This is a genomic window from Zhihengliuella sp. ISTPL4 (genome assembly GCF_002848265.1).
GTDB lineage: Bacteria > Actinomycetota > Actinomycetes > Actinomycetales > Microbacteriaceae > Microbacterium.
On sequence record NZ_CP025422.1, the window covers coordinates 879677 to 904566 of the forward strand.

Annotated in this window: 23 protein-coding genes and 1 tRNA gene; 11 read left to right on the forward strand and 13 right to left on the reverse strand. The window is 69.0% G+C overall.

Translation table 11 applies throughout. The features are described from left to right. Positions 1-36 precede the first annotated feature (36 nt). Together CYL12_RS04265 and CYL12_RS04270 are read left to right on the forward strand one after the other, a co-directional pair. Positions 37-951: an AraC family transcriptional regulator gene (locus tag CYL12_RS04265; protein ID WP_101845822.1), complete on the forward strand. Its 915-nt coding sequence runs from the start codon at positions 37-39 to the stop codon at positions 949-951. A gap of 193 nt (positions 952-1144) precedes the next feature. Further along, complete coding sequence (locus tag CYL12_RS04270; RefSeq protein WP_101845824.1) at positions 1145-1462, forward strand: DUF7882 family protein; 318 nt, start codon at positions 1145-1147, stop codon at positions 1460-1462. A 52-nt stretch (positions 1463-1514) separates the two neighbouring features. On the opposite strand, the gene CYL12_RS04275 is transcribed toward CYL12_RS04270, so the two are convergent. Further along, on the reverse strand, positions 1515-1775 hold the full coding sequence (locus CYL12_RS04275; RefSeq protein ID WP_101845826.1) for a DUF6458 family protein: 261 nt from the start codon (positions 1773-1775) through the stop codon (positions 1515-1517). Positions 1776-2368: 593 nt separating this feature from the next. Between CYL12_RS04275 and CYL12_RS04280 the strand changes: the two genes are divergently transcribed. After that, on the forward strand, positions 2369-4675 hold the full coding sequence (locus CYL12_RS04280; RefSeq protein WP_101845828.1) for a prealbumin-like fold domain-containing protein: 2307 nt from the start codon (positions 2369-2371) through the stop codon (positions 4673-4675). Positions 4676-4902: 227 nt separating this feature from the next. Continuing rightward, complete coding sequence (locus CYL12_RS04285) at positions 4903-7035, forward strand: DUF5979 domain-containing protein (protein ID WP_101845830.1); 2133 nt, start codon at positions 4903-4905, stop codon at positions 7033-7035. Between the two features lie 49 nt (positions 7036-7084). Here CYL12_RS04285 and CYL12_RS04290 read toward each other — a convergent pair whose 3' ends face one another. Both CYL12_RS04290 and CYL12_RS04295 read right to left on the reverse strand, forming a co-directional pair. After that, a complete protein-coding gene (locus tag CYL12_RS04290) occupies positions 7085-7417 on the reverse strand; it encodes a winged helix-turn-helix domain-containing protein (protein WP_101845832.1) in 333 nt (110 codons plus the stop codon). After that, the gene (locus CYL12_RS04295; RefSeq protein ID WP_101845834.1) at positions 7414-7914 is read right to left on the reverse strand and encodes a hypothetical protein; all 501 of its coding nucleotides are present in this window, start codon (positions 7912-7914) and stop codon (positions 7414-7416) included. Before CYL12_RS04295 ends, CYL12_RS04290 begins: the two co-directional genes overlap by 4 nt. 119 nt (positions 7915-8033) lie before the next feature. Between CYL12_RS04295 and CYL12_RS04300 the strand changes: the two genes are divergently transcribed. After that, a complete protein-coding gene (locus CYL12_RS04300) occupies positions 8034-8966 on the forward strand; it encodes a CPBP family intramembrane glutamic endopeptidase (RefSeq protein ID WP_101848669.1) in 933 nt (310 codons plus the stop codon). Between the two features lie 423 nt (positions 8967-9389). Here CYL12_RS04300 and CYL12_RS04305 read toward each other — a convergent pair whose 3' ends face one another. The 4 genes from CYL12_RS04305 to CYL12_RS04320 form a co-directional block, all read right to left on the reverse strand. Continuing rightward, positions 9390-9758, reverse strand: a complete 369-nt coding sequence (locus tag CYL12_RS04305; RefSeq protein ID WP_101845836.1) for a hypothetical protein — start codon at positions 9756-9758, stop codon at positions 9390-9392. Between the two features lie 10 nt (positions 9759-9768). Next, complete coding sequence (locus tag CYL12_RS04310; protein ID WP_101845838.1) at positions 9769-11010, reverse strand: MFS transporter; 1242 nt, start codon at positions 11008-11010, stop codon at positions 9769-9771. Positions 11011-11020: 10 nt separating this feature from the next. Further along, positions 11021-11097 (reverse strand) — tRNA-Ile (locus CYL12_RS04315). 28 nt (positions 11098-11125) lie between these two features. Further along, positions 11126-11662, reverse strand: a complete 537-nt coding sequence (locus CYL12_RS04320; RefSeq protein ID WP_101845840.1) for a gamma carbonic anhydrase family protein — start codon at positions 11660-11662, stop codon at positions 11126-11128. A 129-nt stretch (positions 11663-11791) separates the two neighbouring features. On the opposite strand from CYL12_RS04320, the gene CYL12_RS04325 reads away from it, so the two are divergent. Further along, on the forward strand, positions 11792-12277 hold the full coding sequence (locus CYL12_RS04325; RefSeq protein ID WP_101845843.1) for a Dps family protein: 486 nt from the start codon (positions 11792-11794) through the stop codon (positions 12275-12277). A gap of 59 nt (positions 12278-12336) precedes the next feature. Here CYL12_RS04325 and CYL12_RS04330 read toward each other — a convergent pair whose 3' ends face one another. The 5 genes from CYL12_RS04330 to CYL12_RS04350 form a co-directional block, all read right to left on the reverse strand. Then, entirely contained in the window at positions 12337-13734 is a 1398-nt protein-coding gene (locus CYL12_RS04330) for an amidohydrolase (RefSeq protein WP_101848670.1), read from the reverse strand. Between the two features lie 95 nt (positions 13735-13829). Beyond that, entirely contained in the window at positions 13830-14471 is a 642-nt protein-coding gene (locus tag CYL12_RS04335) for an FMN-binding negative transcriptional regulator (RefSeq protein WP_101845845.1), read from the reverse strand. Between the two features lie 42 nt (positions 14472-14513). Continuing rightward, positions 14514-15512 carry an Fpg/Nei family DNA glycosylase gene (locus CYL12_RS04340; protein ID WP_101845847.1) on the reverse strand — a complete coding sequence of 333 codons (999 nt, stop codon included), beginning with the start codon at positions 15510-15512 and terminating at the stop codon, positions 14514-14516. A gap of 1 nt (position 15513) precedes the next feature. Next, entirely contained in the window at positions 15514-15999 is a 486-nt protein-coding gene (locus CYL12_RS04345; protein ID WP_101848671.1) for a ribose-5-phosphate isomerase, read from the reverse strand. 31 nt (positions 16000-16030) lie between these two features. Further along, positions 16031-17215 carry a ferrochelatase gene (locus CYL12_RS04350; RefSeq protein WP_101845849.1) on the reverse strand — a complete coding sequence of 395 codons (1185 nt, stop codon included), beginning with the start codon at positions 17213-17215 and terminating at the stop codon, positions 16031-16033. Between the two features lie 169 nt (positions 17216-17384). On the opposite strand from CYL12_RS04350, the gene pepN reads away from it, so the two are divergent. The 4 genes from pepN to CYL12_RS04370 all read left to right on the forward strand — a co-directional run bounded on the left by pepN (position 17385) and on the right by CYL12_RS04370 (position 23213). After that, positions 17385-19937 carry an aminopeptidase N gene (gene pepN / locus CYL12_RS04355; protein WP_101845851.1) on the forward strand — a complete coding sequence of 851 codons (2553 nt, stop codon included), beginning with the start codon at positions 17385-17387 and terminating at the stop codon, positions 19935-19937. Between the two features lie 92 nt (positions 19938-20029). Continuing rightward, positions 20030-21106, forward strand: a complete 1077-nt coding sequence (locus CYL12_RS04360; protein ID WP_101845853.1) for a mechanosensitive ion channel family protein — start codon at positions 20030-20032, stop codon at positions 21104-21106. Next, the gene (locus CYL12_RS04365) at positions 21103-21552 is read left to right on the forward strand and encodes a globin (RefSeq protein ID WP_101845855.1); all 450 of its coding nucleotides are present in this window, start codon (positions 21103-21105) and stop codon (positions 21550-21552) included. Before CYL12_RS04360 ends, CYL12_RS04365 begins: the two co-directional genes overlap by 4 nt. Beyond that, positions 21549-23213, forward strand: coding sequence for an FAD-binding dehydrogenase (locus CYL12_RS04370; RefSeq protein ID WP_101845857.1), 1665 nt, complete (start codon positions 21549-21551; stop codon positions 23211-23213). Before CYL12_RS04365 ends, CYL12_RS04370 begins: the two co-directional genes overlap by 4 nt. A gap of 31 nt (positions 23214-23244) precedes the next feature. Here the strand turns inward: CYL12_RS04370 and CYL12_RS04375 are convergent, their stop codons facing one another. Then, entirely contained in the window at positions 23245-23910 is a 666-nt protein-coding gene (locus CYL12_RS04375; protein ID WP_101845859.1) for a hypothetical protein, read from the reverse strand. Between the two features lie 50 nt (positions 23911-23960). Between CYL12_RS04375 and CYL12_RS04380 the strand changes: the two genes are divergently transcribed. Further along, positions 23961-24848: an acyl-CoA thioesterase gene (locus CYL12_RS04380; protein ID WP_101845861.1), complete on the forward strand. Its 888-nt coding sequence runs from the start codon at positions 23961-23963 to the stop codon at positions 24846-24848. The last annotated feature ends 42 nt before the right edge of the window (positions 24849-24890 follow it).

The window sequence follows — 24890 nt, forward strand, 5'->3', positions numbered from 1 at the left end:
GAAGCCCCGCTGTGCCCGGGGCTACGAGGAGTGTCAGTGCAGTTCACGTCGACGGACATCGAGCAGGTGGAATCCACCTGGCAGCAGTTCGTCCCTTCGGCGACTCTGCAGGACGCGGATCCGCGTCGCTTCCGCTTCGACTGGCGGTCGGTGGAAGCGGGCTCGATGTCGCTGGTCCGCTATGAACTCGCGGCGCAGGTGCACTCTCGCGCAGAACCGGAGGATCAGCTGCTCGTGTGTCGCGTCGACGCCGCCGACGCGCGGATCTGGTCGGGGCGACAGAGTCTGGATGCCGGTCAGCCCTGGCTCACCGATGGCGCGCGTGTCGAAGCGAAGTGGGATCAGGTCGCTCGCGTCCGTGCTCTCATCTTCGACCGCGTCGCTGCGCGTGATGCTGTACGACAGATCACGGGCGACGACCGCCTCGAACTCCGGGCCACCGGGCTCACGCCGCATACGCGGGAGGACGGCGCGCGGTGGGAGCGGATGTTCTCCTACATCGACGGCTCGTTCGGAGCGGAGGGCACGGATCCCCTCATCGCCGCCGAGCTCGGGCGGCATGCGCTCATGCTGACGATGTCGGTGTTCCCCACGACGTTCAGCGAATCGCTGGATCGGCCGGTCCAGCGTATGGCCGCGCCAACCTCCGTACGTCGCGCCCTCTCCTACATCGAGGAGAACGCCCACCTGCCCATCACCGTCGACGACGTCGCCGCGGCGGCCTTCATGTCGACCCGCGGTCTGCAGTACGCATTCCGGCGCGCCTTGGACATCACGCCGACGGAGGCGCTGCGCCGAGCCCGCCTGGAAGGGGCGCACCGCGACCTCCGGCATGGAAAGGGAGCGTCGCTGACGGCGGTGGCGCGGCGGTGGGGGTTCAGCAACGTCTCCCGGTTCGCGACCATGTACCGCGAGACGTACGGGATCAACCCCATCCTCAGCAGTCGATGAGCCTCTTCCTGACACGGCGCGCACACTCTGTTCGCCGGTGTCGGCGAGTTGCGCCGATGCGCACCGAATCGTGCGCAAGGTGGATAGAGTCCAAGAAGAGAAGCGAGCCGCCTGCCGGCTCCCTCCCGTACGTCTGAAGGAGCGCCATGATCACCCCCGCCGCCACCGCCCCCGCCCCGAAGGTCGGCTGACGATGGGCAGCCTCTACTACGGTGACACCCAGACGCCGATCCAGATCGAGGATCGGGCGCTCGCACACCTGAAAGTCGTCATCGCGACGAAGCTGCGCCGCAATGAGAGCTTCACGCTCTCCTGGCGGCACCCGGAGGGCGACGCTCCCGGTCGCTCGACACTCTGGCTGCACCCGTCGATTCCCCTCCGCTTCGTGTTCGAGGAGGCGGAGACGCCGGAACTCAGCCGCCGATGGATCGAGGAGCTTGCGCACTCAGCGAACTCGAGCGGAGGGATCACCCTCGTCGAGGAACATCTGGAGGGTGCAGACATCGTCTGACGAAAAGGGCCGCGGGATCACCCGCGGCCCTTCCCTTTGCTGTGCCTGCCGTTCAGAGTCCCTCGTCGGAACTCGAGCTGACCGACCGCCGGGTCGTGGGCTCGCCCGTCGCCGGATCGACGTACGTGCGGGACACCGTCTCGGTGCGACGACGCCGGGCCAACAGCACGATGCCGATCAGGAAGATGATGACGCCGGCACCCATGAGGATGTAGCCGACCATGTCGAGGTCGACCCAGGCCACGTCGACGTTGACCGCGAAGACGAGGATCGCTCCGATGACGAAGAGCGCGATTCCGCTGCCGATGCTCATGATCTCTCCCGTTCCGCGGCGCGGTGCCGCTCTCGGGAACTCTGCCGCGGGGACGCAGCGCAGACGAGGGGCTTGACACCGGCGGAGTCGGCGCCCCCGGCTCTGCGACGCGGGCTACGACCGGCCCCGACGCCAGGGCGCCGCGCCCAGAGGTCGGGTCCGAACACCCCGTACTCGATGCGCTCCGGTGCGACTCCACGCAATATGCCGTGATCCTGCGAAGAACGGCGTCATGAAACGGTTGCCATGTCATCTCTTCTGTGACGGATCGCTTCCCCTTCCGACGCGTCCGTCCGTCTGTAGGCGCATTCGCCGTCTACATGGTGCCGGGAGCATCGTTGTCTCTCCCCGCTCCCGGCACCTTCGTACGCGAGTCAGCGATGCTTCACCGGCATCGCGTCAGGCCGGCCAGCCCCGCCACCGGGTGCGTCCGGCAGTCCGGGGGTCGTGGGCTCTCACCTGCGCAGCATGCGCTCAATCCTGGGAGACCGGAATACCACGCCCGACGGCGTCGTCCCGGCACCCGCCTGCGGTCTACGCTCGTGCGAGCTTCACCTGCCCTACGGGCGGTGAACCATGCAAGGGGGAACAGGATGAAGTCCGACGCGCGCAAGAGAATCCTCGCGGCAAGCCTCGGGCTGGTACTCGCGACAGGCACGCTCCTCACCCCGGTCGGCGCTACCGCCGTCGTGCTTCCCCCGGCGAAGGACGTCCCTCTTCTCGTCACCTATGTCGCCCGTGTCTGCGACGAGTACACCGACGTCATGGCGAACAAGGCCCGGAACAACCTCATGGAGTCGCTTCGTGACCTCGGCGCCGACACGACCTATCCCGCAAACGGCATCATCACGGTCGCGGACGAGAACGCAGGGTCCCCGAACTGTTCCCCGTTGCAGGATTGGCGCCTCACCATGGGCCGCTCCCACCAGGGAAAGACCGCCGCCACCCTGAACCTCTCCACCGTCACCCAACCGTTCGCCACCAGCATCGTCACCAAACCGAGCGTCCCCGAACTCGACGCGCAAGGTGTGGGCACCGGCCGCATCATCGAGGGGGCCGTGACCGTCGAGCTCGACCCCGCCCAGGCGCAGATCGTCCGGTCCGGACAGACGCTGTGGGTGCAGGGCGGCACTCCGTCGGAGCCTCTGAACGGTCAACAGGAGACGCACGGGTACGCGGCGCTGCGGTGTGCGCAGGACGCCGTCAACGGGGACAACGTGGAGTTCGTGTCCTTTCCGAAGAACCAGACCCACGTCTTCTGCTACTACTACACCGTCTCTCCCCCACCCGAGTCCGGGACGATCGTCGTCCGGAAGCAACTCGCTCCCGGCTCGCTCGGGCAGGGCACGTTCCGGTTCGACGGCAACCTGTCGTATGCGGACACGAACCGGGACGGCGTCAACGACTTCACCCTGTCCACGACCGCCACCTCACCGGCGTCACAGACGTTCATCCGCGGCGCGGTCGGAACGGGCGAGCCGGCGTGGGAGGTCACCGAGACGCCTACGGATGGATGGCAGGCCACAGCACCTCCCGTGTGCTCCAGCGCCGAAGGCACACCGGTGACGATCACGGGGGTGACCGCGCAGATCCGCCTTCTCGCCGGTGACACGGTCACGTGTACGTTCACCAACGAGCGGGCCCGCACCGGTCCGGGAACCCTGTCCAAACTCACCCTCGGCGCCGGAGGCACCTTCCCGTTCGCGATCGACGTTCCGGCCCCAGGGGCCGATCGACAGACGACCGTCACCACCGCCGGTGACGGCGACCAGGTCGTCGTAGCCGAATCCCTCGGATCGACGCCGGGCAGGTACACCGTCACGGAGACGCTCCCCGCGCCGACCGGAGCGGGGTCGTGGGACGCGCAGGGCGCGCAGTGCAACGGTACGGAGGTGCCCCTCACCGCCGACGGGCTGCGGCGGACCGGCACAGTCGAGATCGGCGAAGGCGAGACCTTCGACTGCGTCGTCACGAACCGGTACACCCCAGGCGGGTCGATCACCATCCGTAAGGCGACCACCCCGGTTGCGGGCAGCGCAGGGTTTATCGTCACGCCGAGAGAGGGCGCCCAGATCGCCCCCGGGACCTCGGCTGCCTACCAGGCGACGGCCACGACGACGACGGACGGTGAGTTCGTGGAAGCGGAGTGGGAGGGTCCGGCCGCTGACGCGTTGACCGTCGAGCCCTCCGCGCATTACGGCATCGTCGAACTCCTCCCTGCGCCGAGTGCCGAAGGATCCTGGAGTCTCGCCTCCGTCGACTGCGGTCCGAATACGGCCACCGTCGACACGGAGGGAGCCAGCGTCGACGTCATCCTGACACCGGAGAACCCGGATGCGACCTGCGACTTCACCAACGAGTTCCAGCCCGCGGGGCACCTGCTGGTCGTGAAGAACGGCAGCGACGACGTCGCGTTGCGTGACGGAGACGCACAGCTGGAGGTGCGATGCACCCCCGACACGTCCTACGCCTTCGCTCTCCCGGTCGGGGCCGGAACCGCGGATGCGGGGACCGCGACCGTGCTGCAAGCGCAGGAGTGTCGGGTCATCGAAACGGAGACCGGCGCCGCGGCCGATACCACGGTCGCCACCACCGCGTCGGTCACCGTCGACGGGGGCGCCCCCGTCACGCTCGAGCCATTCGACACCCCGTTCCCCGTCCGCCCAGGGGTCGACACGGTGGTGACCATCGACAACCGGTATACCGCCGATCCCGCTCCGTCCCCCACCCCGACGCCGTCGTCGTCGATCCGCCCGGCCGGCGATTCGGGAGCGGAGGATCTAGCGCGCACCGGGATCGACCGTGGCTTCCTAGCGATCATCGTCGCCCTAGGAGCGGCCGCGATCGTTCTCGGGGTGGCGCTGTGCCTCCACCGGCGACGCGAGTCGGCCAGCCGCTGACGTACGCCTCGACGCAGGATCAGCCCGGCTCGGAATTCCCTATAGCCCTATGACGGCTCTCTGGTGGAGACTCATTGCAGAGAGAATCCTTGACCGCGGTGATGGCTGCGCAGGGTCTGTATCGGAGGGAACCAAGTGCGTAAGAAAAATGGCGTACCCCAGCGCCCCGACGACGGGGGCTTCTCGCTGGCACTGCGGCCGCGCTGCTAGCGATCGTCGGTCTCGGTGTGCCGACGACCGCGCAGGCGGCCGAATTGGATGCGATCACGTCGGTGGAGATCGTTGAGCCGGCGACGGAGGTCCACCTCTACGACACCATCCGCCTGGAAGCTACGTGGGCGGTGCCGGACACGGCCCAGCCCGGCGACACGTTCTCTCTGACTTTCCCCACGACGCCGTCGCTCGTGGGAGTCGCCTCGGCGTTCCAGATGTTGGACCCGGACGGGGCGACGATCGGCACCTGCACGGTCGTCCGGACGGGGATCACCTGCACGCTCAGCGACTACGTCCTCACACACGACAACGTCCAGGGGAACCTGTTCTTCCAGACGAAGGTGGAGGAGACGACAGAGGAGGACACTCTGACCTTCACCACGGGCGGGGGCGACCCGATCATCGTCAACATCCCCGGCGGAGGCATCCTTCCCCAGGTGCCGAACCCGGTGCCCACGGACGCGATCAAATCCGGGGTCCAGACCACCACCGGTGGCATCGAATGGTACGTGTGGGTGCCCGGCAACCTGCTCAGCGGGCAGAACCCGACCATCACGGACACCTACACGGAGGGTCTGACGCTTCTTCCGAACACGCTGTCGGTGGGTTCCGTCGCCGTCGCCGACTGGAACGACGGTTTCTTTGATCCCGCGGATTTCACCACGCTGACTCCCGCTGTCGACTACACCCTGACACCTGACGCATCGGCACCCTCCTTCACGGTCGCGCTCGCCGCCCCTGCTCAGGCCGACCGACTCTACAGGCTCCTGTACCAGACCCAGCTTCCCGCCGACGCCGTGACCGGTGATGTGTTCAACAACACCATCACGGGCACGAGCTTCACCACCACGACCGCATCGGTGACCGTGAGCGTCGCCGGCGGAGGCGGCGACGGCGACGGCCTGGGCGGATTCACGGTCGCCAAGCAGATCACCGGCGACGGCGCCTCGCTCATCCCTGACACGGCGACGTTCCTCGTCGACTACTCCTACACGGTCCCGGCAGGCCCGGTGACGGGCACGCTGACCCTTGCCGCTGATGGCACGTCGCAGCTGCTGCAGAACATCCCGGTCGGTACGGTCGTCACCCTCACCGAGCGCCCGGCGGTCCCGGTCGAGGGAGTCGTGTGGGGCGCGCCGGTGTTCTCCGGCACCGGGGTCACCGTCACCGACACCGGCGCCCAGCTGACGATTGGGGACGCCGCGAACATCGCCGCGACCCTCGCCAACCCCACGACCCTCGCCCCGGTCCCGCTGGGCGGCTTCTCGGTCGCGAAGCAGGTCACCGGCGACGGCGCTGAGCTGGTGCCGGACACGGCGGCCTTCCTGGTCGACTACTCCTACACCGGTGAAGACGGCCCCGTAGCCGGGACGCTGACCCTGACCGCGGACGGAACGGTGCAGACCGTCGAGGACATCCCCGAGGGCACCGTGGTCACCCTCACCGAGCGTCCTGCGGCCGCTGTCGAGGGCGTCGTGTGGGGGGCACCGGTGTTCTCCGGCACCGGAGTGACCGCCACGGACGATGGTGCACAGCTCACGATCGGTGAGGCCACCACGGTCGCTGTCGGATTGTCCAACCCGACCACGCTCGCGCCGACCCCGCTGGGTGGCTTCTCGGTCTCCAAGCAGATCACCGGCCCTGGTGCCGCGCTGGTGCCGGACACGGCGACCTTCCTCGTCGACTACTCCTACACCGGCGAGGACGGTCCCGTGACGGGGACGCTGACCCTGGCCGCGGACGGGACCGTGCAGACCGTCGAGGACATCCCTGAGGGCACCGTCGTCACCCTCACCGAGCGCGCCGCCGGCGCTGTCTCCGGTGTCGCCTGGGGCACCCCGGTGTTCGCGGGCGAGGGCGTCACGGCGGCGGAGGGCGGCGCGCAGCTGACGATCGGCGCGGACACCGTCGTCGCCGTCGAGCTCACCAACCCGACCACGATCACACCGCCCTCTCCGAGCGACCCGCCGGCAGCCGAGCAGCCCCCGGTGCCGCCGAGGGGTCTCGCGATCACGGGTGGCGACGCCGGTGGCATGATCGCCGTGACCGCGTCCGCAGTGTTGGCACTGGCTGCGGGTGCGCTCCTGCTGCGTCGTTCCGCCCAGCGCCGCGAACTGGCATCGGTCAACGAGACGATCGAAGACTAGCCAGACCGGATCGCAGATCAGCGGGGTGAGGGAGGCGCAACGCCTTCCCTCACCCCGCTTCTGTCGACGGGGTGGGTGACGCGCTGGGGTTGCCGGGCAGGGGTGTCCCGATGATCTGGTGCAGCGCGGCGACGTGGCGGGTGTAGGCGGCGCGGCCTTCATCGGTGATCCGCACCCACGTGCGCGGTCGTCCGACGCCTCGGGCTTTCGTCACGCTGACGTATCCCGCGTCTTTCAGCACCGTGAGGTGCTTGCTCGCGACCGAATCTGCGACGCCCAGCAGATCCCGCAGTACGGCGAACTCCGCTTGCTCTGCCCAGTTGAGATAGGCGCAGATCTGGAGGCGATTCGGGGAGTGGATCACCTCGTCCGTCTCGATCATGCTCCCTCCAACAGCGTCTTGCGGACCCCGACGTCGATGCGCCACTCCGCGAACGCCCATACAGGCCCCACCAGAGCGCCCGCTACCCACTGCGCCCACGCCAAGCCGTAAAAGTCTGTCCCGAACGTCCCCAACATCAGCAGCAGAAAGAAGACCCCCATCGCGGCCAGTAGCCACCCCGCTGTGGAACCACGAATGGCGCTTAGCTGCATCCGGTCCGAGACCCTTACCCCCGTCGCCCGCGTCGTCAGCCACATCACGAGCGACGCGCCAGCCACCACGGCAAGCGGAATCGCCCAGAACGCCTTCGTCGCGAAGACAACGGCAAACGTCACCCCCCAGTACACAGCCGTCAGCCCGTACGCCCACCATGGCGACACCACATGCTGCAGCGCCCGAGCAGCTGCTTGGCTTCCCAGCCGAAGTTGCTCCTTCGGATCCATATCCCGACCCGGACGGCTGTCGATGTCCCTGTTCCCCAGCGATTCACTTTCCATGCCGGAAAGTTAGCACTCGGTCGCGTAAGTTTCCAACTTGGAAAAGGCGCCTGTGAACGCTAACGTGTTACTCTTCACAGGATGATGCGGGAATGTGGGATCGCCGCTTGGGGGGAATCATGACGAACAGCAGCGATGGCGACAAACGCTCCACCGGTACACCCGATCGACAAGTGGAGTTTCACCGACTGGCGCGCCTGCGCCCCGGCTATCGATGGTGGAGCCCCCTCGTCGCGGGGATCCTCGGAATCACGGTCACCGCGCTGCTCATCGGCGCCTTCATCGCCGTCGAGATGATGATCAGTTCCGCGTTCGGCTCGTCTACGAGCATCCTCGAGGAGCTCATCCCGACGCGGATCACCGACCCGGCGAACCCTTTGGCTCTCGTCAATGCGGCCGTGCCGATCATCCTGATGCTTCCCGCCCTCTTCTTCGCCTCGCGGCTCGTCCAGGGTCGCGGCGTCGGTTACCTGTCGTCCGTGACCGGCCGGCTGCGCATGAGATGGCTCGGGGTGAGCCTCATTATCGCCGCGAGCATCATTCCCTTCGTGCTACTGGCCGAGCTGGGACTCCGGCAGGTCGTCGGTGCGCCGACGCACATCGATCTCACTCACCCGAAAGTCTGGCTGTTGAGCGTCCTGGTGATCCTGCTCATCCCGTTCCAAGCAGCCGCAGAAGAGTATGTCTTCCGCGGTGCTCTCATGCAGCTCGTGGGCGCTTGGCTCTCCCGCCCCGTCTTTGCCATCCTCCTGCCCGTCCCGCTCTTCACGTTCGGGCACCAATACGATCTGTGGGGCATGCTCGACGTGACCCTCTTCGCCATCGCTGCCGCGTGGCTCACCTGGCGCACCGGCGGCCTGGAGGCTGCCATCGCCCTCCACATCGTCAACAACGTCCTCGTGATGCTGCTCAGCACCATCGGCATCGACCTCGGCGACGGCACCCTCGGGCTCCCCGGACTCCTGATCTCCATCATCGGCACCGTCGGCTACACCATCCTCATCGTCCGATTCGCCGACCGGCTCGGAGTACAACGTCAGGCGAGGCCCTAGCCGCACTCTCGCAACGTTCGATGACGAGCGCCACCCCGGCGGCCAGGATTGCGCCGATTCGCGCGACGGCCAGGGCGCCGGCAGGTCCGACGGCAACGAGGAGGGTCGCGGCGAGGGCCGTGCCGTCGATGCCGTGACTTCACCCGTTGCGCTTGATCATTCGACGTTCGCGCCCTCAGCACCAGCTCGATGAGAAGTCGGAAGAGAAGCGCTGCAAGCAGTGCGGGGATCACAGGATGAGGCTCAGCGGAGAACACAGGGGTACGGCTGATGGGTAAGGTCCCACTTGAAGCGTGATTCCATCCTCTGCTGTGCACGTATCCGCCGAGGTTGTCGCCTAGAGCGCCGACGCTGGCGAAGAACTCTGGATCGCGTCCCGAGTATCGCCTAACACCTGCGACGTGGCTCAGGCGCTTCTTGACGTCAGGGTTCGATGGTGTGCGCTGAATCCCGCGCCACCAGTCCTGAATATCGACGTGAGCCCGATCCGCGGCCCGCAAGTAGCCCGAGCTCGAGACCGCTGCGCAACGAGGCCATCGCCTGCCTGTACAGCCCAAGCCTCGCCAGAGTGAATGAGGTCTTCACCTCATTCTCTGCCTCGCGGATCGCCGCCAGATTTCCAGAGAACAAGGTGTCCTCTGTGACCGGTGGGACGTCCGTGAGCTCATGGAACACCCACCAGCAGCCCTCGATCGCCTGGGCGAGTCGAGAGTGTGAAGCAACATGAGCGTCGGTCGCCGCAGCGGCCGCCTGCATCTCCTCGTCTGAATGGCGAGCGAAATTCAGGGTCATGGACCCGGCCCTATCGGCCTCCGTCGTCGAGGAGTTTGTGCGTGGTGGCGGACGCAGGATCAGTGTCCGATCGGCCGAGCGCGCCCCGGCGTCGGCTGTTCATCAGGAGGGTCAGCCCGGCGGCGAAAAGCGTGCCGATTCCGGCGACGGCCAGAGCGCCGCCAGGGCCGACGGCGACGAGGAGGGGCGCGGCGAGGGCCGTGCCCGCGACGCCGGCGGTCTGGTTGACGCTGCCCATCGCTGCCAGTGCACGACCGTGGGTGCTGTCGGGAACCGCCGACACGACGATGAGGCGGATCGCGGCGACTTGGATCGCGTTCGCGAGACCGGCGATCGCGAAGCCCACCCCGGCGACGACGCTGCTGTGGATCACGCCGGGCAGGAGGAGACCGATGCCCATCGCCGCCGTTGCACCGAGCAGCCATGTCGCGGCGCAGATCTCCGTGACTCGCGCGCCGAGGCGTGATCCGAACAACCGTCCGACGACGAAGCACTGGGTGAGGATCGCGACCCCAATGGGGTTGAGGGCGAGGACGTCGAGGGAATAGAGCGTCTGCGCGGTCGAGAAGATCGAGGTGAACACGATCGCCAGGACGAGTCCGCTGAGCGCGGCGCGCGCAGCCTGGTGTCGGAACAGCAGGGTGGGAGCTTCGGTGACGCGTTGCCACCAGGAGGACGGTGCCGCCACCGGTTCCCACGCCTGCTGGGGATACCAGCGAGCCACGACTCCGAGGATGGCGACCGTTGCGGCTTGAGCGAGGAACAGCCAGGACAGGTCGAGAAACTGCACCGCGATCCCCCCGAGCAGCGGGCCGATGAGCCCGCCGATGAGCCGGGCGGTGTCCAGGCGAGCGAATGCTCGCGCGGTGGAGTCGGGGGCCTGCGAACGCGGGGCACGGTCGGCGAGCAGCAGGAGCGCGGCGGAGTCCAATGCGGACACGCACGCGCGAGCAGCGACCATGGCGATGAGGACTGCCGTGGTCGGCGCGGCCGCGGTGAGCAGGAGGATGACGACTTGCACGGCCGCGGACACGACGACGACTGTCCGCGGTCCGAACCTGTCCAGCAGCGGGGCCGCGAGCGGGGCGAGGACGATGGCAGGGATCGCTGCCGAGAGGAGCACGGCAGCGACCGCCCAGCTCGCCGCTTCGCCCTGCGCGACGGTCACCACGACAGCCAGCATCGTTGCCGATGAGCTGACCATGGCGATCAGGTGCGCGAGAGGAAGGGAGAGCCGGACGGCCGCGTTCATTGGATCCAGGTGGTAGGGCGGGCGGGACTTGAACCCGCGATCGTTGGGTTATGAGCCCACTGCCTTAACCAGCTTGGCCACCGCCCCGTACCGCCCCAGCCTAGCGGGCAGGGGCTCACGCTTCGGTTGCGCGGGCGTGCGTCGCCGCGTGCTCCAGGTAGATCGCCGCGTTCGCGACCAGAGAGGCGCGCTCGTCGTCCGACAACGCCCTGCGCACCTTTGCCGGCACACCCGCGACCAGGGACCCGGGCGGCACCTCGGTCCCGCCAAGCACCACGGCTCCGCCGGCGATCAGGCATCCCTCTCCGATCACGGCACCGCTGAGGACCACGGCCCCCATCCCGATGAGGGAGCCGTCGCCGATAGTGCAGCCGTGCACCACGGCGTTGTGTCCGATGGAGACCTGCGATCCGACAACGACAGGATGCCCCGCCTCGACGTGGATCGAGACGTTGTCCTGGACGTTGCTGCCCGGGCCGATGACGATCGGCGCCGAGTCACCGCGGAGCACGGCGTTGTACCAGACACTGGCGCCGGCCCGGAGGGACACCGCTCCGACGATGCGAGCGCCGTCCGCGACGAAGGCCGTGTCGTCGAGCTCGGGGGTGCGATCCGGGAGGGCGAGGACGGAAGCTCCGGCAGCGATGCTCATGAGGCGAGACTACCCTCACTTCCGCGGAATCACGCGGAAGTGAGTGCAGCCTCAGCTTCCTTGCGGAATGTCTGAGGCTGAGTAGCGTTGTACTCGTCAGTCAGAGAACTTCATTCGGAGGAGCACAAGATGAGCAAGGCCCAGACCGTTTCCACCACCGCCATCGATCCGACCGTCGCCGCCGGTGCGGCGCAGTTCCTCTCCCCCGTCGTCCTCGGTCTCCAGGCCCTGACCGTCAACGGCAAGCAGGCGCACTGGCACGTCCGCGGCGCGAACTTCGTCGGTGTGCACGAGCTGCTCGACACGATCGTCGCCCACGCCGGCGACTTCGCCGACACCGCCGCCGAGCGCATCGTCGCTCTGGGCCTGCCGATCGATGCGCGCGTGAACGCCGTCGCCCAGAAGGCCGGTGCGACGGGAGTTCCCGCCGGCTTCGCCCAGTCGGATGAGCTGATCCGCGCGGTGATCGCCGACATCGACGCGATCCTCGTGGACGTCAAGGCAGCCGTCGAAGGCCTGGACGAGGTCGACCTCACGAGCCAGGACGTGGCGATCGAGATCCAGCGCGGCCTCGAGAAGGACCGCTGGTTCCTCGTGTCGCACATCGCGGCCTGAACCCGCACAGAAGAAGGCGGCCCCGGAATCCCGGGGCCGCCTTCTGTTCGCGTGCCGCCTCAGGCGGCGTGGGTGACGCGGCCAGCCAGAAGCGTCGCCACGACCGGCATCGTCCGGAGCGCCGGGGCGCCGACGGCACGCGGGTCGCCTCCGATGATGGCGATATCGGCGGGCTCGCCCGGACGGATCGCCGTGCGGACGCTCGCTGCGAGGGCCTGATCCAGTGTCACGCGCTCCTCCGCGTGCCACGCGGCGCGGTCGTCGTCGGTCCGCCAGACCGCGGCGGAGATCGCCTGCCACGGGTCGAGCGGCGCGACCGGGGCATCGGATCCGAACCGCAGCTCGGCCCCCGCGGCGAGGAGCGAGGCGAGCGGGTAGCCGATCGCCGTCTGCTCTGCCCAGTGGTGCTCCACCAGGTCGCGGTCGTCCACCGCATGCTGGGGTTGGACGCTCGCACGCACGCCGAGGCGCGCGAATCGCGCGAGGTCCGCGTGACGGACGAGTTGCGCGTGCTCCATCGACCCCGTCGCGCCGGTGGCGCCGAAGGCATCCAGAGCCGCGGTCACCGCGCGATCGCCGATCGCATGCACCGCCACCTCGAGTCCGGCGCCCGCGGCGGTGGTCAGCAGCGCGGCGAGTTCCTCGGGCGGCACCGTGAGCACGCCGTAGTTCTGGGGATCCCCCGGATAGGAGTGCGAGCAGGCCGCAGTCCTGGTGCCGAGCGAGCCGTCGCTGATGACCTTCAACGAGCCGACCCGGACGAGGGCACCCACCAGTCCGGTCGGATCCGCCACCGCGAGGCGCTCCCCCGTGCGCAAGCCCGCCGCGATCGCCCGCGGGAGGTCCGTCGGATAGAACGCGAACTCGACGCGGTGCGCATCGAAGCCCGCAAGGATGCGTCGCGGCCAGGCATCGGCATTCCAGGCCATGTCGAAGTCCACCAGGCCGGTCACGCCGCGGGCCGCCGCGGCGTGACCGGCCTGGATGACCGCCTCGTCACTGTGCGCGGGGTCCACGGCGTTGAGCCGCCGAGAGATCTCGAAGGCATCCTCCTCGCGCAGGACACCGTCGTCGCCGCGGAATCCCTCGCGGGCCAGAGCGGCCGAGTTCAGCCAGACACTGTGGACGTCGGCGTTGATCAGGTACGTCGGCACGACCCCGGTCGCGGCGTCGAGCATCGCCACGGTCGGGCGGTCCGGCCACAGCGCATCCCGAAACCCGGTGCCGACCCGTCTGCCGTCGGGGAGCACGGGCGCGTCGCGCATGACCCGCGCGGCCGCGGCGGCGGAATCCGCTTCACCCAGCGGTACGCGCTCCGCTGCGAGAGCCCACTGCACCGTGTGCACATGGTTGTCCCAGAGCCCCGGCACCGCCCAGGCGCCGTCCGCGTCGATGACCTCGCCGCGCGCCGGGAGCGCCCCGGTCGGCGCGATGTCGACGATGCGTCCCTCGGCCATGTGGAGATCGACCGGTTCCTCGTCCAGCAGGAACTCTCGGCCCGGCCCCACGGGGCGGACGGCACGGACCGTGCCGACCTCGACGCCACGGGCGATCACGCGGCGCCTCCGGCGCGCGCGTCCCGCGCGCGACGCATCTCCGCCGCGAGGGCGGCGTTCTCATACGGCCCCTCGGCGCGCAGCGCCGCGATCACCGCCTCGACGGTCTCCGCCGGCTTGTTCTGGCTCAGCTTCCGCTTGGCGACCACCTTCGTCGGCGTGAGCCGGAAGCCGACCGTTCCGGCTTCCAGCCGTTCGATGAAAGCGGCGTCGTTCGGACGGTCCCACATGCGTCGAGGGTCAGGGAGCTGCGACTCGAAACGCGCGACGAGGGCGTCCAGCACACGGAGGTTCTCCGCCGAGCTGAGGATCTCGGGGACTCCGGAGAGGTGCACCGCCGTGTAGTTCCAGGTCGGCACCGCCGGGACGTCGCCGTACCAGCCCGGGGAGACGTACCCGTGCGGTCCTTGAAACGCGACGAGGATCTCGCGCTCTCCCAGCCCGTGGATGGCGTCGTCGGGACGCCCGACGTGCCCCACGATCGTCAGGTCGTCGCGGTCGTCATCGAGCAGGATCGCGTAGTGCGAGGCCACGAGGCCGTCGTCGGGGGCGCTCACCACGGTGGCCCACGGGTTCGCATCGATGACGCGGCGGATCTCCGCCACGTCGGCGAGCGTGAAGCTCGGATTCTGTCGCATGGATCCCAGCCTAGAGCGGCAGGAGCCGGGGGGATCGCGCGCTCAGGCCTGGCAGCGCGGGCACCAGTACAGCTTGCGGGCGCCGATCTCCTCCAGCGCGATCTCGGTCCCGCAGACCCGGCACGGCAGGCCGGCGCGATGGTAGACCCAGTGCCGGTCGTCGCGGCTCGCCATCGCGGCCCGGTACTCGTCGGGAGACAAGCCGTCCATCGTCATCATCTGACCGGTCTCCACGCCGATGGCCAGCAACCGCACCCAGTCGTGCCAGAGCGCGCGGACGACATCCTCCGGGATATCGCGGCCGGGCGTGTGCGGGTTCAGGCGCTGCCGGTAGAGCATCTCTGCCCGATACACGTTGCCGATGCCGCTGACGACCGCCTGGTCCATCAGCAGCAGGGCGATCGGAGTGGGTTTCTTGCGCACGGCGCGAACGAAGCGTTCCTCGTTCTCCCCCGGATCGCCGACGAGCGGATCCGGACCGAGCTTGGCCACCGTCGCCAGCATCTCCTCTGGCGTCTGCAGCACGCACGCCGTGGGACCTCGCAGATCGGCCACGGTGATGTCGGTCATCAGTCGCAGCCGCACCTGTCCGACCACGGGCGGCGGCCATTCGTCGACCTCGTCGGTCAGCCCCTTTGTCTGTTCGGACATCCGCACGTGGACCCTGGCCCGGCGCGGAGCCCCGATCGAGGCGAGCGAGTTCTCGCCGGCGTCGTCGAGGATCGCCTCGTCCAGCGTCGTGCCGCGCTGATTGGTCTGTCCCATCCGCCCGTTCGCCGACGCGATGGTGGGGTCGACGAGGATCTCTCCCGCGAAGTCCCACGCACCGTAGAGACCGAGATGCACGCGCAGCCAGAGGTCGCCCTCCGCTTCCAGGAACATCTGCTTGCCGACCGCCTGCACGCTCACGGCCTGGCGCCCGTCGAGCACGGCGGCGCCCTCGGCGAAGCGTCCCTGCGGGCTGGACGCGCTCATCGTCTTGCCGACGAAGTTGCGATCGAACTGCCGCGCGATGCGGTGGACGGAGTGCCCCTCGGGCATGTCAGGCCCGAGGATCCGGGAGGAGCGAGCCGTCGCGCTCGAAGTCCGCGATCTGGCCGATGCGGCGCACGTGACGTTCGTCGCCGGAGAAGGGCGTCGCGATGAACCGGTCGATGAATCCGGTGACCTCGTCGTAGGTGTGCTGACGGGCACCGATCGAGATGACGTTCGCGTCGTTGTGCTCCCGGGCGAGCTCCGCCGTGGACAGGTTCCAGACGAGGGCCGCGCGAACACCGGCGACCTTGTTCGCCGCGATCTGCTCGCCGTTGCCCGAGCCGCCGAAGACGACGCCGAGCGCCTGGACACCGGCCTCCTGATCCGCGACGACGGCCTGGGCCGCCCGGATGCAGAAGGCGGGGTAGTCGTCGAGCGCGTCGTACTCCACCGGCCCGTGGTCGATCACCTCGTGCCCTGCCGCGCGGAGATGCTCCTGCAGCTGGGTCGAGAAATCGAGTCCGGCGTGGTCGGTGGCGATGTGGATGCGCATGGTCTCCATCCTAGGATCGACGATCCGCGGGTCAGGGGGCGATGCCGGCGGCTGCGGGCTTGAACCCCGCGCGCACGTTCTCGCAGCACCCCGGACGGCAGACGTCGAAAGCTCCGGGGAGATCGGTCACGTGCGGACGCTCCGCGTTCGGGCGCCCCTGCAACCGCTCCTCGATGAGGTCGACGATGCCCTCCACGAACGCCTCGCGGACGCCGGGCGTGGATGTGCGGACGAAGGCGAGCCCCGCCTCTTCCGCGGCTTCCGCGGCCTCAGTGTCCAGGTCCCAGAGGACCTCCATGTGGTCGCTCATGAAGCCGACAGGCACCACGATGACGGCCTTGCGACCACGCGCGGGGAGCTCGGCGATGACGTCGCAGACATCGGGCTCCAGCCAGGGCTGCGAGGCGGGACCGGAACGGGACTGGTAGACGAGTTCCCAAGGCACATCGGCGGCGCCGGGCACGGCGGCACGCACCTGCTCCATCGTCCATTCCGAGACGGCGAGGTGCTGCGCCGCGTACGCGCCGCCTTCACCCCAGTCGATGTCGCGGGCGCCGGACCGCTCGGCGTCGGCCGTCGGGATGCTGTGCGTGGAGAAGAGCACCTGGATCTCCGAGGGGGCGTACCCCTCGTCGAGGTAACGCCGCACGGACTCGCGTACCCCCGCCTCGAAGGCCTCGACGAAGCCGGGGTGGTCGTAGAAGGGACGGATCTTGTCGATGGTGACCGTCTCGCCGAGACCGGTGTCCGTCAGCACGCGGGCGAAGTCCTCGCGGTACTGCCGACAGCTGGAGAACGAGCTGTAGGCGCTCGTCGCGAAGGCGAGGAGGGTGGTGTGGCCGTTGGCGGACGCCTCGGGCAGCACATCCTCGAGGTACGGGCCCCAGTTGCGATTCCCCCAGTACACCGGAAGGTCGATCCCTCGGGCGGACAGTGCCTTCTCCAGCGCCTCCTTGAGCACGCGGTTCTGGCCGTTGATCGGGCTCACCCCGCCGAAGTGGCGGTAGTGATGCGCGACCTCCTCCAGGCGCTCGTCCGGGATCCCCCGACCGCGCGTCACGTTCCGCAGGAAGGGGATCACATCCTCCTGGCCCTCCGGGCCGCCGAAGCTCGCCAAGAGGATGGCGTCGTAGGCGACAGGCGTGGTCACATAGGGGTCGCCGCCGGCAGCGGCGGGCGAGGCAAAGGGAACGACATTCGGCTCGATCGCGGTCACCCCTCCATCTTCCCACCTCCGCGGACGACGAGCGTCCGCACGACCGGGACTATCCCTGGTTCGAGAGGGTCGACGGCGCGCGCGTCGCTCTGGCGTAGGCTGTCATGGTTGCCGTCGGCGCCAACTGCGCCGACCCCGGTTACGTCCCCTCACCCCTGGGAGTACAGCTTTGCCTGGAGAGAACCTCACCCGAATCGAAGCGCAGGAGCGCCGCGACGTCGTCGACACGCACTCCTATGAGGTCGCCCTCGATCTGACGAAGGGTGCCGAGGTCTTCGGTTCCCGCAGCGTCGTGCGCTTCTCCGCGTCCCCTGACAGCTCCACCTTCATCGACCTCATCGCCCGCGACGTGCGCGAGATCTCGCTCAACGGAGAGCAGCTCGACCCGCGCGAGGTCTTCGCAGAGTCCCGGATCGCGCTGACCGGTCTGCAGGAGGAGAACGTCCTCGTCGTCGATGCCGACTGCCTCTACACCAACACCGGCGAGGGCCTGCACCGCTTCGTCGACCCGGTGGACGGGGAGGTGTATCTCTACTCGCAGTTCGAGGTGCCGGACTCCCGTCGCGTGTTCGCCGTCTTCGAGCAGCCCGACCTCAAGGCCACCTTCCAGTTCACGGTGACCGCCCCCGCGGAGTGGAAGGTCGTCTCCAACTCCCCCACCCCGGAGCCCATCGTCCACGACGACGGCGTCTCGGCCACCTGGGGCTTCGAGCCCACGCCTCGGATCTCCTCGTACATCACGGCTCTCGTCGCCGGACCGTACGAGTCCACCTTCTCGGAGCTCACCAGCGCCTCCGGCCGAGTGATCCCGCTCGGCGTCTACGGACGCAAGAGCCTCTGGCAGCACCTGGACGCCGACTACATCTTCGACAAGACCCGCGAAGGCTTCGCCTACTTCGAGTCCAAGTTCGGCGTCCCGTATCCGTTCGCCAAGTACGACCAGCTCTTCGTCCCCGAATTCAACGCCGGGGCGATGGAGAACGCGGGCGCGGTCACCTTCACCGAAACGTATGTCTTCCGCAGCAAGGTCACCGACGCCGTCAAGGAGCGGCGCGTCGTGACGATCCTGCACGAGCTCGCCCACATGTGGTTCGGCGACCTCGTCACCATGAAGTGGTGGAACGACCTCTGGCTCAACGAGTCGTTCGCCGAGTGGGCGTCCACCATCGCGACGGCCGAGGCAACCGAGTGGACCGAGGCCTGGACGACCTTCAACGCGATGGAGAAGACCTGGGCCTACCGCCAGGACCAGCTTCCCTCCACCCACCCGATCGTCGCCGAGATCAACGACCTCGAGGACGTGCAGGTCAACTTCGACGGCATCACCTACGCCAAGGGCGGATCCGTCCTCAAGCAGCTCGCCGCGTGGGTGGGCATCGAGGCGTTCTTCGCCGGCGTCTCGCAGTACTTCCAGAAGCACTCCTGGGGCAACACCGAACTCAGCGATCTGCTGTCCGAGCTGGAGGCCACGAGCGGCCGCGACCTCAGCACCTGGTCGAAGAAGTGGCTGGAGACCGCCGGCGTCAACACCCTCGAGCCCGTCGTGGCCGAGGACGACAACGGCAAGATCTCGCGCTTCGCCATCACGCAGACGGCTCCGGCCGACTACCCGACCATCCGTCCGCACCGTCTCGGCATCGGCTTCTACTCGCTGCAGGACGGCGCGCTCACGCGCACCCACCACATCGAGGTGGATGTCGACGGCGACCGCACGGAGGTCCCCGAGCTTCAGGGCCTCGACCGCCCGGACCTCATCCTCCTCAACGACGACGACCTCGCGTACGCGAAGATCCGTCTCGACGAGAAGTCGCTCGCGACCGCGATCGCCCACCTCGCCGACATCCACGACCCCCTCGCCCGCTCGCTCGTCTGGGGAGCAGCCTGGGACCAGACCCGCGACGCGGAGACGGCGGCGTCCGACTACATCGATCTCGTCCTCGGCAACATCGGTCGCGAGACGGAGTCGACGACGGTCCGCACCACGCTCGCGCAGCTGCGCACGGCCGCGACGCTCTACGGCGCTCCGGCGGAGCGCGATGCCGCACGGCTGAAGGTGGCCGACGGCCTCTGGACGCTCGCCGAGGCGGCGGAGGCCGGCAGCGACAGCCAGCTCCAGTTCGTCACCGCCTTCGCGAACAACCTGGTGACGCCGGAGCACGCCGGCATCGTCGGCCGTCTGCGCTCGGGTGAGGAGACGCTCCCCGGACTCGACGTCGACGCCGACCTGAGCTGGCAGCTTCTCGTCGGCCTCGCGACGATCGGCGCGACCGACGCCGGCGCCATCGATGCCGCGCTCGCCGCCGACAACACCGCCAAGGGAGCGGAGTTCGCCGCCCAGGCGCGCGCTGCCCTTCCGGACGCCGCGGCGAAGCAGGAGGCCTGGGACGCGTTGATCGCGCGCGACGACGCCCCGAACACGATCGTCCGCTCCGCGGCCCTCGGCTTCGTCCACCCGGCGGGCGTGGAGGTGCTGGGCGCCTTCGTGCCTCAGTACTTCGACATGCTTCTGCCGGTGTGGGAGTCGAGGACCTACCAGATCGCGCAGTACCTGGTCGTCGGGCTCTTCCCCACCGCACTCGCGGACGTCGCGCTGCGCGATGCGACGCGGGGTTGGCTCTCCGCGCATCAGGACGCGCCGCCCGCCCTGCGCCGTCTCGTGCTGGAGAACCTCGCGGACGTGGAGCGCGCCCTGGCGGCCCAGTCCCGCGACGCCGAGGACTGACTCTCGGCACCGACACCGACACCGACACCGACACGGGCCTCTGCCGCCGCTCTTCCAGCCGGCGCAGAGGCCCGCTCGGTACCATCGACACGATGCTGATTTCCGCTGACACGACTCCCTCGCCGACGCCGACCGAGCTCCCCCCGTGGGTGAAGGACATGCTCGCGATGCTGACCACGGTCGGCGGCAAGCTCCTGCAGATCGCCTTGATCATCGGCGCCTGCGTCCTCATCGCGCTCGTGCTGCGCCGGGTGATCACACGTGTCGTGCACCGCATCGTCGACACCGCCAAGAACAAGGCCGCCGTCGACGACACGCAGGCACTCGAACGCTCGCCGCTGGCCGACATGCGGCTGGTCCAGCGCACCCGCACCCTCGGCACCATCCTGCAGAACATCGTGAACGTGATGCTCGTGATCATCGCGATCATCCTCATCGTCAACGCGATCGACAACGCCCTCCTCGGATCGCTCACCCTCCTCACGGCGGCGGTCGGTGCCGGACTCGGTTTCGGCGCTCAGAACATCGTCAAGGACGTCCTGAACGGGATCTTCCTTGTCGCCGAGGATCAGATCGGCATCGGAGACGTCGTCGACCTCGGGCTCGCCAGCGGCGTCGTCGAGTACGTCAGCGTCCGCGTGACCCAGGTGCGGGACGTGAACGGCACCCTCTGGTACGTCCGCAACGGCGAAGTCACCCGCATCGGGAACATGTCGCAGGGTTGGGCGCGCGCGATCGTCGACATCGGCGTTCCGCCGGATTCCGACCTCGAGCAGGTCGAGCACATCCTGCTGGAGACCGCGCAGGGCCTCGCGAAGGACCCGAAGTGGCGTACCCGCATCGTGGAGAAACCTGAGCTCTGGGGCCTGGAATCGATCGACGGGGACGCTCTCGTGGTCCGAGCGGTCATCAAGACCAGGGCGAATGCGCGCGACGACGTCGCGCAGGAGCTGCGCCGCCGCCTGCGGGCTGCCCTTCTGGAGAAGGAGATCGACGTCCCCCACCTGGCCGACGTCGTCCCCACCGGGCTGGAGGGAGCGCGCCGCGTCCGGGGGGCCAACCCGCCGAAGACGCGCCCCAATGCCGTCACCGGGGTGCCCGTCATCCCCGACCGCGGGATCTGGCGACGTAAGAAGAACACCGGCGGCGACGGGAGTGCAGACAAGTGACGTTCTACGACGAGGTCGGCGGACGCGAGACGTTCGCGAAGATCGTCTCGGTCTTCTACCGCGAGGTCGCTCTCGACCCCGTGCTCAAGCCGATGTACCCGGAGGAGGACCTCGGTCCGGCCGAGGAGCGGCTGCTGCTGTTCCTCGAGCAGTACTGGGGCGGCCCGACCACCTACGGCGAGACCCGGGGGCACCCCCGGCTGCGGATGCGGCACATGCCGTTCCATGTGGACCCCGACGCCCGCGATCGTTGGCTCCGTCACATGCGCACGGCCCTGAACGAGGCGCAGTTGTCCCCGCTGCACGAAACCACTCTCTGGGACTACCTGGAGCGGGCCGCTTATGCCATGGTGAACACATTCGAGCCGTCCGGCATCGGCACGGCACCCCAGGGACGCACGACCCTGGAGACCCGCTCCCGTCAGGAATCAACGGAGAACCCATGACGACCACGCCCCCGACCGCAGACGTCCTGGTGATCGGTTGGGGGTTGGCGGGACTCGTGGCCGCCGCGGAAGCCCTCGAGGCCGGACGTCGGGTCGTCATCATCGATCAGGAGCCGCGGACCAATCTCGGCGGGCAGGCGTGGTGGTCCTTCGGCGGGCTGTTCCTCGTGGACTCCCCCGAGCAGCGCCGCCTCGGCATCACCGACTCGCTCGACCTCGCCGCCCAGGACTGGTTCGGCACCGCGGGGTTCGACCGGCCGGAGGACGAGTGGCCACGGCGCTGGGCCGAGGCCTACCTGCACTTCGCCGCCGGGGAGAAGCGCGCCTGGCTCCGTGCCCGCGGGGTCGGCTTCTTCCCGGTCGTCGGCTGGGCCGAGCGGGGCGGTTACGGCGCCCTCGGTCCGGGGAACTCGGTCCCCCGCTTCCACATCACGTGGGGCACCGGGCCGGGGATCGTCGCCCCGTTCGCGGCCGCGGTCGAGCAGGGAGAGCGGGAGGGACGGCTCACCGTCCTCGCCCGACACCGCGTCGAGGAACTCGTCCTCACCGACGGACGCGTGACCGGAGCGCGCGGGAGCGTGCTGGCATCGGACGGCGCCGCCCGGGGCGTGCCCTCGTCCCGCGATGTGATCGGCACGTTCGAGATCGACGCGACGGCGACGATCGTCGCCTCCGGGGGCATCGGCGGGAACCACGACCTCGTCCGCGCCGCCTGGCCCTCGCGACTGGGCACTCCCCCGACGCACATGCTCTCCGGCGTGCCCGCCTACGTCGACGGCTCGATGCAGTCCGTGAGCGCATCCGCCGGCGCCCGCCTCATCAACGGCGACCGGATGTGGCACTACGTGGAGGGCATCACGAACTGGGACCCGGTGTGGCCGCAGCACGGCATCCGGATCCTGCCCGGTCCCTCGTCGCTGTGGCTCGACGCGACCGGACACCGGCTCCCCGTTCCGCTCTTCCCCGGGTTCGACACACTCGGCACTCTGGAACACCTCAGGCGGACCGGTCACGACCACTCCTGGTTCGTGACCTCGCGGCAGATCGTGGAGAAGGAGTTCGCACTGTCGGGCAGCGAGCAGAACCCGGACCTCACGGGCAAGGACGTGGCCCTGCTGCTCAAGTCCCGCCTCGCGAAGGGGCCCACCGGTCCCGTGCAGTCGTTCCTCGACGAGGGCGAGGACTTCATCGTCGAGAACGACCTCGAGTCGCTGCTGGAGCAGATGGCGGCCCACCCCGGGGGCGAGCTCCTGGACATCGACGCCGTACGCCGCGAGGTGGTCGCCCGCGACCGCGAGATGGTCAACGACTTCAGCAAGGACCCGCAGATCGGCATGCTGCGCTCGATGCGGGCCTATCGCGGGGACAAGCTCATCCGCACCGCGGCCCCGCATCGGCTCCAGGACCCCTCCGCCGGGCCGCTGATCGCGGTCAAGCTGCACGTGCTCACCCGGAAGTCCCTCGGGGGGATCAACACAGATCTCGACGGTCGTGCCCTGGACGGAAGCGGCGCGCCGATTCCGGGTCTCTTCGCCGCAGGCGAGGCCAGCGGCTTCGGCGGCGGAGGCGCCCACGGCTACCGCGCCCTCGAGGGCACGTTCCTCGGCGGGTGCCTGTTCTCTGGCCGTCAGGCGGGTCGCGCCGCCGCTGCTCTCGGTTGATCCCGAGCTGCCCGCCGGCTGCGTGACCGCGTCAGGCGCCGGAGCCGGTGGTGCGCACGCCGGTCAGCCCGGAGGCGACGGGACCGCGCGCGAGCACGTGGCCGCGGCGGAACGCGAGCCGCGTCCAACGACCGGAACGCGTGACGGGCACGTCCTCTTCGCCGGAGATGAAGCCGAGGGCGTCCGCGGCGAACGCCACGCCTCGCGGAAGTCCGCCGAGGTCATCGTCCGGCTCGCCCCAGATCGCTGCGCGGAGCGCGCGGACCGCTTCCTCGCCGGACCCCGGCCCCGCACCGTGCGCCACGGCCGAGATGCCCCACTGGGCACGCTGCGCGATGACGGAGGCGGGAAGGACGCTTTCCACGGACCAGTCCCGGCGCGGAGGTGCGACACCGGCCCACGCGGGCGAGAGGGCGGTCTCCGGCAGGGCGAGGCGCTGCGGGTCGTCCGTCGGGGCCAGGGCGTCGATCACGAGATCGCACTCGAGTTCCGGGTCGGCACGCACGATGCGCATGGCGAGGATCGTCGGCGTCTGGTCGAAGAGCCCCTGGGGCGCGAGGACCGCCGTCGTGAGCGCCAGCACGCCCTGGTGAGCCTGGAGACGCACACCTTCGTCGGAGACCCTGGATGCGCGGCCCGTGAACGTGAGGACATCCTTCGCCGTGTCCGGATCGGCGAGCAGGAGCTGAGGGGTCACGCGTTCTAAACTACCAACGAGCGGCGACCCGGGGCCGCGGAGGGGAACACATGAGCGCCGACGAGCACGCCATCCAGACCGTGGAGCGTCTACTCGACGTCCTCGACCTCGACGCCACCCAGGCGCGGACCACCGAGGACATCTTCACCGGCTCGTCGCACCCGATGCCGAGCGGCCGCATCTACGGCGGACAGGTGCTCGCGCAGACCCTCGTGGCCGCGGAGCGCACGCTGCCGGAGGACCGCGCCGTCCACTCGATGCACGGATACTTCCTCCGTCCCGGCGATGCGAGCCAGGGCATCACCATCGCCGTCGACCGCATCCACGACGGACGTTCGTTCTCCACCCGCCGCACCCAGGCGTACCAGAACGGCGTCCCGATCTTCTCGATGATCGCGTCGTTCCAGGACGCCGATCCCGGTGTGGAGCACGCCGAGCCCATGCCGCCAGGGGTGCCGATGCCGGAAGACCTCGTCCCCGACGAGGATCGCGTGCCGGGTCTCGCCGGCGGCGCACGACGCATGCTGAGCGAGCGTGCCGCCGACATCCGCCACGTCGACTCTCCGCTGTATCTGCCCAACGACGACGAGCGGGTTCCGCGGCAGGCGGTGTGGATGCGTCTGCGGGCTCCGCTCCCCGACGACCAGCGGCTGCATCGGGCAGCGCTCGCCTACCTCAGCGACATGACGATCCAGGAATCGATCCTCCGCGCGCACGGGGTCTCCTGGTCCCTCCCCGGGCTGAAGGTCGCGAGCCTCGACCACGCGATGTGGTGGCATCGTCCGGCGCGGGTAGACGAGTGGCTCCTCTACGCACAGGAGTCGCCCAGCGCTCGTGGGGGCCGCGGGTTGGCCACGGGACGGGTATACAGCCGGGAGGGAACGCTGGTCGCGAGCGTCGCCCAGGAGATCATGATCCGCGTCCCCGAGGATCGCTGAGCAGCGTCGAACCGAAGGAGGCCCTCTCAATCGCTCCGAGGG